The sequence below is a fragment of the Streptomyces sp. SM11 genome (assembly GCF_002910905.1).
Classification (GTDB): domain Bacteria; phylum Actinomycetota; class Actinomycetes; order Streptomycetales; family Streptomycetaceae; genus Streptomyces.
Window position 1 is genome coordinate 23,789 of sequence record NZ_NEUE01000196.1, and the last position, 7,025, is coordinate 30,813.

The 7,025-nt window shown below is 72.5% G+C and carries 6 protein-coding genes and 1 pseudogene; 2 read left to right on the plus strand and 5 right to left on the minus strand.

The window, feature by feature from the left end:
- Positions 1 to 13: 13 nt before the first annotated feature.
- Complete coding sequence (locus tag B9S58_RS18570; protein ID WP_103533249.1) at positions 14 to 1,369, minus strand: geranylgeranyl reductase family protein; 1,356 nt, start codon at positions 1,367 to 1,369, stop codon at positions 14 to 16.
- Positions 1,370 to 1,514: 145 nt separating this feature from the next.
- On the opposite strand from B9S58_RS18570, the gene B9S58_RS38050 reads away from it, so the two are divergent.
- Positions 1,515 to 1,655, plus strand: a complete 141-nt coding sequence (locus B9S58_RS38050) for a hypothetical protein (RefSeq protein WP_181009364.1) — start codon at positions 1,515 to 1,517, stop codon at positions 1,653 to 1,655.
- 270 nt (positions 1,656 to 1,925) lie between these two features.
- Here B9S58_RS38050 and B9S58_RS18575 read toward each other — a convergent pair whose 3' ends face one another.
- Positions 1,926 to 2,255, minus strand: a complete 330-nt coding sequence (locus tag B9S58_RS18575) for a hypothetical protein (protein ID WP_146063529.1) — start codon at positions 2,253 to 2,255, stop codon at positions 1,926 to 1,928.
- A gap of 151 nt (positions 2,256 to 2,406) precedes the next feature.
- On the minus strand, positions 2,407 to 2,973 hold the full coding sequence (locus B9S58_RS18580; protein WP_103533251.1) for a DNA polymerase ligase N-terminal domain-containing protein: 567 nt from the start codon (positions 2,971 to 2,973) through the stop codon (positions 2,407 to 2,409).
- Between the two features lie 211 nt (positions 2,974 to 3,184).
- Here B9S58_RS18580 and B9S58_RS18585 point away from each other — a divergent pair.
- Positions 3,185 to 3,738, plus strand: a pseudogene (locus B9S58_RS18585) (aldo/keto reductase); the annotation flags it as partial.
- Positions 3,739 to 3,763: 25 nt separating this feature from the next.
- Here the strand turns inward: B9S58_RS18585 and B9S58_RS18590 are convergent.
- Both B9S58_RS18590 and B9S58_RS18595 read right to left on the minus strand, forming a co-directional pair.
- Positions 3,764 to 4,969 carry a serine/threonine-protein kinase gene (locus B9S58_RS18590; RefSeq protein ID WP_103533252.1) on the minus strand — a complete coding sequence of 402 codons (1,206 nt, stop codon included), beginning with the start codon at positions 4,967 to 4,969 and terminating at the stop codon, positions 3,764 to 3,766.
- Between the two features lie 356 nt (positions 4,970 to 5,325).
- Positions 5,326 to 6,654 (minus strand): IS110 family transposase, encoded by a 1,329-nt coding sequence (locus tag B9S58_RS18595; RefSeq protein ID WP_103531105.1) that lies wholly within the window; start codon positions 6,652 to 6,654, stop codon positions 5,326 to 5,328.
- Positions 6,655 to 7,025: the final 371 nt, after the last annotated feature.

Consider the following 7,025-nt stretch of genomic DNA (forward strand, 5'->3'; position numbering starts at 1 on the left):
GTCCCGCCCCGCGTCAGCGCTTCCGGGGCCGGCCGCCGCGCAGGCCCGGCCTCGGGGCCGGGACGAGGCGGAACGCCGTGTTGAGGACATGGTCGATCACATCGCGCGAAGGCTTGTCCGTCAGGTCGGTGAGCAGCCGGGCCAGCGTGTTGAGGAGGAACGGCGAGCCCATGACGTACCGGTTGAGCACCGGCTGGAAGCCCGAGCGGCTGAAGATCAGGTCGGCGGCGGTGTTGCCCAGGCGGTAGTAGCTGCCCCAGCGGCGGTTCATCTCCACCGGGTAGCCGCGCAGCACCTGTTCGCGGCGGGGCCCCCGGGGGTGGGCCAGGGCGAGGGCCGAGGTCTCGGCCGCGGCCTCGCCCGCCTCCATCGCCTGGCCGATGCCCTCGCCGTTCCAGGGGCTGACCATGCCGCCGGAGTCACCGACCAGCAGAAGTCCGCGCGCGTACAGCGGATGGCGGTTGAAACCGAGGGGCAGGGCGGCGCTGCGGACCGGGCCCTCCGCGTTCTCCTCGCGCAGCCCCCAGTCCTCCGGGGTCCGGGCCAGCCACTGGTCCAGGGTCGCGCGCAGGTCCGCCTTGCCATGCCGCCGGTGGGGCAGCGCTCCGAGCCCGACGTTGACCCGGCCGTCGCCCATCGGGAAGATCCAGCCGTAGCCGGGCAGGTACGGGCCGCCGTCGGGGAAGCGGAGGTCGGCCCACAGCTCCAGGTACTCCTCCCGGGAGCGCTCCGGACTGCGGTAGTAGCGCCGGGCCGCGGTCGCGATCTGCCGCCCGGGGTCCCGCTCCAGGCCGAGTGCCAGAGCGAGCCTGGCGGAGGCCCCGTCGGCGGCGACGACGATCGGCGCGCGGAAGTCGACCGGCTCCGGGGCATCCGGGGAGTCCGAGACCGCGGCGATCCCCGTGACCCGGCCCGCCCGGTCCGTCAGCGGCCGCTGCGTTCTCCAGCCGCTGTACAGCCGGGCCCCGGCCGCCACGGCGTGCCGGGCCAGGATGTCGTCGAAGTCGTGCCGGCTGCGGGAGAGGCCGAAGTCCGGATAGCGGCCCAGTGCGGGCCATTCGATGTGCACCCGGTGCTCCCCGGCCACCCAGCGCATCCCGCGGACACGTGTCCAGCCCGGTGCGGTGATGTCGACGCCCATCCGGATGAGCTGGTGCACCGCGCACGGGGTGAGACCGTCACCGCACACCTTCTCCCGGGGGAAGCGGGCCTTCTCCAGCAGGATCACGTCCGCTCCGGCCCGCGCCAGGTGGTAAGCGGCCGACGAGCCGGCCGGGCCCGCCCCCACCACGATCACCTGGGCGTCCTCTCCCGTACGGGGCGCCTCCCGTGCGTCCGTCGTCGCCGGGTCCGGTGGCAGTTCCCGCATCACAACCCCTTCGTCCAACGGCTGTTGCTCCTGCCGGGGCGGCGGCGGCCCCGGACCACATCATCGACCAGGGCGGGGCCGGTGCGGTACAGGGCGTCCGAACATCCCGACGCGGCGGAGTGAACCGGCCGTCTGCGCTCCGTCGGTGACCACCCCACCGGACGAACCGATCAGCGAAGCCCTCGACCGCGCTGACGCCGCTCTGCTCGCCCGGTTACGGATCGCCCGGCTGCGCACCGAACTCCTCGGTGCCCCCGTTGGCCCTCCGCACGGAACCGGCGGGTGAACTCCTCCACCGGGCCGTCCGCGGGAGCGACGTCACCGAAGCGCACTGTCCCGGCCTGCTCGTGGCCGAACTCGTCCGACACCGGGGACCCTCCCTTCCGGGCCGAAGCGCTGCGGCCGGCCCGCGACGGGCCGCGCGCCGGACTGCTCGCACCGGCGCTCGTGCGCGGCCGGCCGGTCCGGCTCCTCGACGCTCCCGACCACGACGTCCGTGACCGGTGTGCTGCGCGAACTCGTCGAGCCCTGGGCGGCGGTGACACCCCTGGACCCGTCACTGGTGACACGGTCGGCGGGCGCCCGCGGCGGCCGGTGCGCCGAACGTGGCGGGCCGGCGGCGGCCCTCGCGGCTGCCGCTCTCTGCTCGGTCCCCTGTCGCGTCAGGGGGGCCGCCGACATCCCCATCGGCGAGGCCGACGCACGGCTTCTGCCCGCCGCCCGCGACCCGCGCCCGTTCCTCGACGCGATCCGCGTCCTGCGTCCCCCGGGCGCCGAGGAGGTCGTACTCGCCCTGCTGCCGGACGTGGTGCGCATGGCGGTCCGGACGCTCGGCCGCACCTCCTGCGGGCCCGCGCTGCCCGACCTCGTCCGGCTCCTCGGCCACGCGAGGCCGGTGGTCCGGAGGGCTGGCCGGGACGCGCTCGTCGGCTTCGGCGGGGCGGCCGTTCCGGACCTGCGCCGGGCCGCGGCCCACGCCCGGCCCGACCGCGGTCGCTCAGCACCGACGTGCTCGCCGAGCACCTTGGCCCGGGAGCCTAGAGGTCCCCGGGCTCCCGGGCAGCCGCCGCGGCGACCTGGTGCAGCGTCCGTCCCGTACGGGCGGAGCGGGCGTGGTACGGGTCGGGGGAACCGGGCCTGCCGCGTACGGCGAGGCGGTCGTCGGCCTTGATCAGCAGCCACGCCTCGTGGCCGCCGCTGTCCGGCTCGTCGCCCTTCTTGATGCGCGTGAGCGCGAACTCGCCGTGCAGCTTCGCCCCGTAGAGCCAGAACGTCGCATGGCCGAGCTCCAGGGACTCGGCGAAGGGGACGGAGTCGCCCTGCCCGTCGTGCCCGAGCGGCCGGTAGGTGCCCTGGTCCCAGACGATGACCGTGCCGCTGCCGGACTCGCCCCGGGGGATGACCCCTTCGAACTCGCGGTACTCCAGGGAGTGATCCTCCGTCGGCACGGCGAGTCGGCGGTCGCTGGGGTTCTCCGAGGGCCCGCGGGGCACCGCCCAGGACTTGAGTACGCCGTCGACCTCCAGCCGGAAGTCGAAGTGCAGGCGGCGCGCGTCGTGGATCTGTACGACGAAGTGGGGCCGTGGTGTGCCGTCGTTCTCCACGTCGTGCTCCCTTCGCCGCCCCGGCCCGTTCCGTCAGCTCGTCCCGCCGGTCCGTATCCCCGCATCCCGGCGTCCCCTCTGTCTCCACTCTGCTGCCGCCCGGGGCGAACCGCACGGCGAGCCCGCTGTCGTGTGCATATGCCCTTGATTTGTGCAGTTGCTTCTCCGGTCCGGACCGGGTGATCGTCCCAACCGTTCGTCTCCCGGCGCCCAGCGGATCGCCGCCTACGCGGTGAGTGTCGAGACCTGCGCCGAGGCCCTCACCGCCATCGCGCGCCCCGGCGTCGCGAGCGTGCAGATCATCCTCAACCCGTTCCGCCTCAAGCCGCTGTACGAGGTCCTGCCGGCGGCCGTCGCCGCGGGCGTCGGCATCATCGCCCGGGTCCGCTCGCCTCCGGCCTGCTCTCCGGCAAGTACACCAAGGACACGGTCTTCGGCCCCGACGACCACCGGGCGTACAACCGGCACGGCGAGGCGTTCGACCAGGGCGAGACGTTCTCCGGCACCGATTACGCGACCGGCGTCGTCGCGGCCGTCGAGTTCGCCGAACCGGCCCCCGAGGGCGCCACTCCCGCACAGACCGCGCTGCGCCGGATCATCCAGCAGCCGGGCGTGACCAGCGTGATCCCCGGCGCACGCTCGGTGGAACAGGCCCGTGCCAACGCGGCGGCGGCCGCCCTGCCGCCGTTGCCGCAGTCCACTCTGGACGGGGTGCGGGACCTGTACGACCGGTCGAGCCGCGCGGAGGTCCACGACCGCTGGTAGCGGCGGGCAGGAGGGCGGGCGGGACTCAGTCGTCCCCTTCGTCGTCCCCGTCCCCGTCTTCCTGGCCCTGGTCCTGGCTCTGCCAGTCCCCGCCCTGCTGGCCCTGCTGCTGTTCGCCGCTGCCATCGCGGACGTCCTGCGAGGGGCCCGAGGACGGACTCCGATCCGGGGTGCCGGCGGAACTGGAGTCCGGGGAGAACAGGATCATCCCCAGATACACGGCGGCCAGGAACGTCGCGGTGCCCGCGATGGCGCTGGCCACCCTGGGCCGCCGCCGAATCGCCTCGCGGGTACTGCGACGGCGGGCCGGAGCAGACCGGGCCGTCGCCTGCCGTCTTCGCCCCGTGGGCCCCGGGAGCCGGTACGTCGTCGGGCTGACCGGTGCGGGCGGCGCTGTGGGGGAGGGCTTCGGGGCCACCGGGGCGGACGCCCGATGGGACATGGGCGCCTGCATCGGGAGGGGCTTCGGTCGGTCGCGCCAGGCGTCGGTGCGGAGCCAGTCCGAGACCTGCTGCGCGGTGGGCCGTTCCTCGGGCTTCTTGGCGAGCAGCCCGAGCAGATACGAGTCGAACGCGGCGGAGATCTCCACCCCGCGCTGCCGCAGCGGGACCGGCGGAGTGTCGACATGCTGGTAGAGCGTGGCGGTCGCGGTGTCGGACTTGAACGGCGGTTGCCCGAGCAGTAGTTGGTAGACGACGCAGCCCAGGGAGTACATGTCGGACGCGGAGTCGGCGGTGCGCCCCAGCGCCCGCTCGGGGGCCAGGTAGAGGCTCGTGCCCACGATGTGACCGGCCGTCGTCAGGGCGGTCGAGGGGTCGTCGACGAACTGGGCGATCCCGAAGTCGCCGATCTTCACCGAACCGTCCGCGTCCAGCATCAGGTTGCCCGGCTTGATGTCGCGGTGGACGATGCCCTGGCGGTGCGCGGCGGCCAGCCCGGCGGCCGCCTGGCCCGCGATCTGGGCGACCTGTTCGGGATGGACCCGCTCCTGGGCGGCCAGCAGGTCTCCGAGGCTCTGCCCCTCGACCAGCTCCATCACCAGGAAGAACCGGTCCTCCCAGGCCCCGAAGTCGAACACGGCCACCAGGTGCGGGTGGCTCAACCGGGCGGCGGTCTGGGCCTCCAGCCGGAAACGGGCGGTCGACGAGGCGTCCGCCTGGTCCCCCAGCAGCAGTTTCACGGCCACGGCGCGTCCCAGCACCTCGTCCGTGGCACGCCACACCTCGCCCATGCCGCCACGACCGATGGGGGATACCAATCGGTACCGATCAGCTACCAGCACCTGCACACCTATCTCGAATTGTGGCCCGCTCCGGCTGCCGGCCCCCCCCCAGGTCCCCCGGGTCTCCGGCGAAGTCCTGGGCGGTGCGGCGAACGACATGATCAGGATATCGGTCCGGCGGAGCCCGAATGCCCGACGGCCCTTCCACCGGGCCCAGCTGACGGCCCGGCACTCCTCCCTGCCGGCCCCGGCGCCGGGAGCGTCCGCCGGACCCCGGGTGGGGATGCTGAACGGAAAATCGACCTTCGGGAGGGCAGGCGGCAGCATCCGGGCCGCCTGCGGACCGGATGACGGTGACCGGACGGTCAGGCTGCTGTCGGAGTGAGGGCGACTTGGTGGCCGAGGGCTTGGAGCTGGCGGACGAGGTCGCGGGTCTTGCGGGCGGAGTCGAGATGGCGCCGGTGCCAGTCGGCACCAAGCTCCTGACAGGAGGCGTCCGGGTCGTTGATCAGGTGCCAGGCGATGATGAGTATCGAGCGGGCGACGGCGACGAGGGCTTTGGCGTGTCCGCGGCGTTTGACGATCCTGCGGTAGCGGGCGCCGAGGAAGGTGTCGGTGCGGGCGGCGGCGTTGGCGGCCTCGCCGAGCGCGCCCTTGAGCCAGGGATTACCCTGTCCGGCCGGGCCTGTGGTGTGTTTCGCGCCGGATTGGATGGTTCTGGGGCACAGCTTCGCCCATGAGGCCAGGTGCTCGGGGGTGGGGAAGCGGCTCATGTCCGCGCCGATCTCGGCGACAATGGTCTGCGCGGTGGTCGGCCCGATACCGGGAACGGCATCGAGACGTTCGACCAGGACTCGCGCACTCACCGGGGCGGCAGGCTCGTCATCGGCGCCCGTGCCGTCGTGCGGTGTGGTGATCTCCTCCAGCGTCCGGGCTATGAGCCGGTCGAGTTCGTGGACCTGTGTGGTCAGATGATCGACCGTGGCCAGCAGCACCCCGAGCAGCCGAGCGTGGTGGTCCTCGAACTGGCCGGTCAGGGCTTCCACCAGCAGCGCCTTCTTCTTGACCAGGCTGCCCTGGGCAAGCTCGGCGAGGGCACGCGGGTTGCGTTCACCGGCGACCATGGCGTCCATCATGGCCCGCCCCGACAGGCCGAACAGATCCGAGACGGCCCCGGACAGCTTGATCTGCGCGTCCTGCAGGGCCTTGTCCACTCGGTGCTTGTGCCGGGTGCGTTCCTGGACGAACACGGTGCGGGTGCGGGTGAAGTCCCGCAGCTGCCGGACGGGTTCGGGCGGGACGAACGAGGCCCGGACCATGCCGCGTTCAGCGAGCTTCGCCAGCCAGACCGCGTCCAGCCTGTCGGTCTTGGGCCGGCCGGGGACGTTCTTCACGTCACGGGCGTTGACCAGCCAGCACTGAAGGCCGCGGGCTTCCAGCAGGTAGAAGAAGGAGCGCCAGTAGTTGCCTGTCGCCTCCATCACCACGCGCTCGACGCCCTGGCAGACGAGCCGGTCTCCGAGTTCCAGGATCGCATTGGTGGTCGAGGCGACGTTCCAGACCTGCTGGACGCGCCGGCCCTCGATGGTGTCGTGCGGGACGCGCAGGCAGACCATCCCCGATGCTTTGGCGATGTCGATCGCCGCGACCCTGCCCACCGTTCCGTCGTCGTGATCCTCTCTCAACTCCTCCATCACACACTCCCTGTCGTACTCGCGCGGGCGGGGGCTGCCCGGAGAGCCTGAGGGGAACGGAGAAGCTGATCGGCGTGCTCAAGGCGACAGTGTGCGGCCCCTCGGACGACTCCCTCACCAGACTCCTATGCGGGCTCACAGCCCAAACATCGATCGGCGTCGGCGGACAGCCCCCGTACCGATTTTCACGCCCGCGAGGCGTCATCCGCAGGTGAACGGCTGACTCCTATGAAGTCACAAGCGCCCGTCCGGCCGCGTGCGTGGTGACGCCGGGCGGGCCGACAAATCCCAGACAGGACAGTCGAGACGTCAGTCAGTCGGAGGGTCAGACCCACCGGCGGCGTCACCACGAACATCATCACTGTCAGTCG

What these genes read in the sequence shown, in the direction of transcription:
- B9S58_RS18570 (WP_103533249.1), bottom strand. Translation starts at nt 1,369, where the DNA reads ATGCGGGAACTGCCACCGGACCCGGCGACGACGGACGCACGGGAGGCG.
- B9S58_RS18590 (WP_103533252.1), bottom strand. Translation starts at nt 4,969, where the DNA reads ATGGGCGAGGTGTGGCGTGCCACGGACGAGGTGCTGGGACGCGCCGTG.
- B9S58_RS18595 (WP_103531105.1), bottom strand. Translation starts at nt 6,654, where the DNA reads ATGGAGGAGTTGAGAGAGGATCACGACGACGGAACGGTGGGCAGGGTC.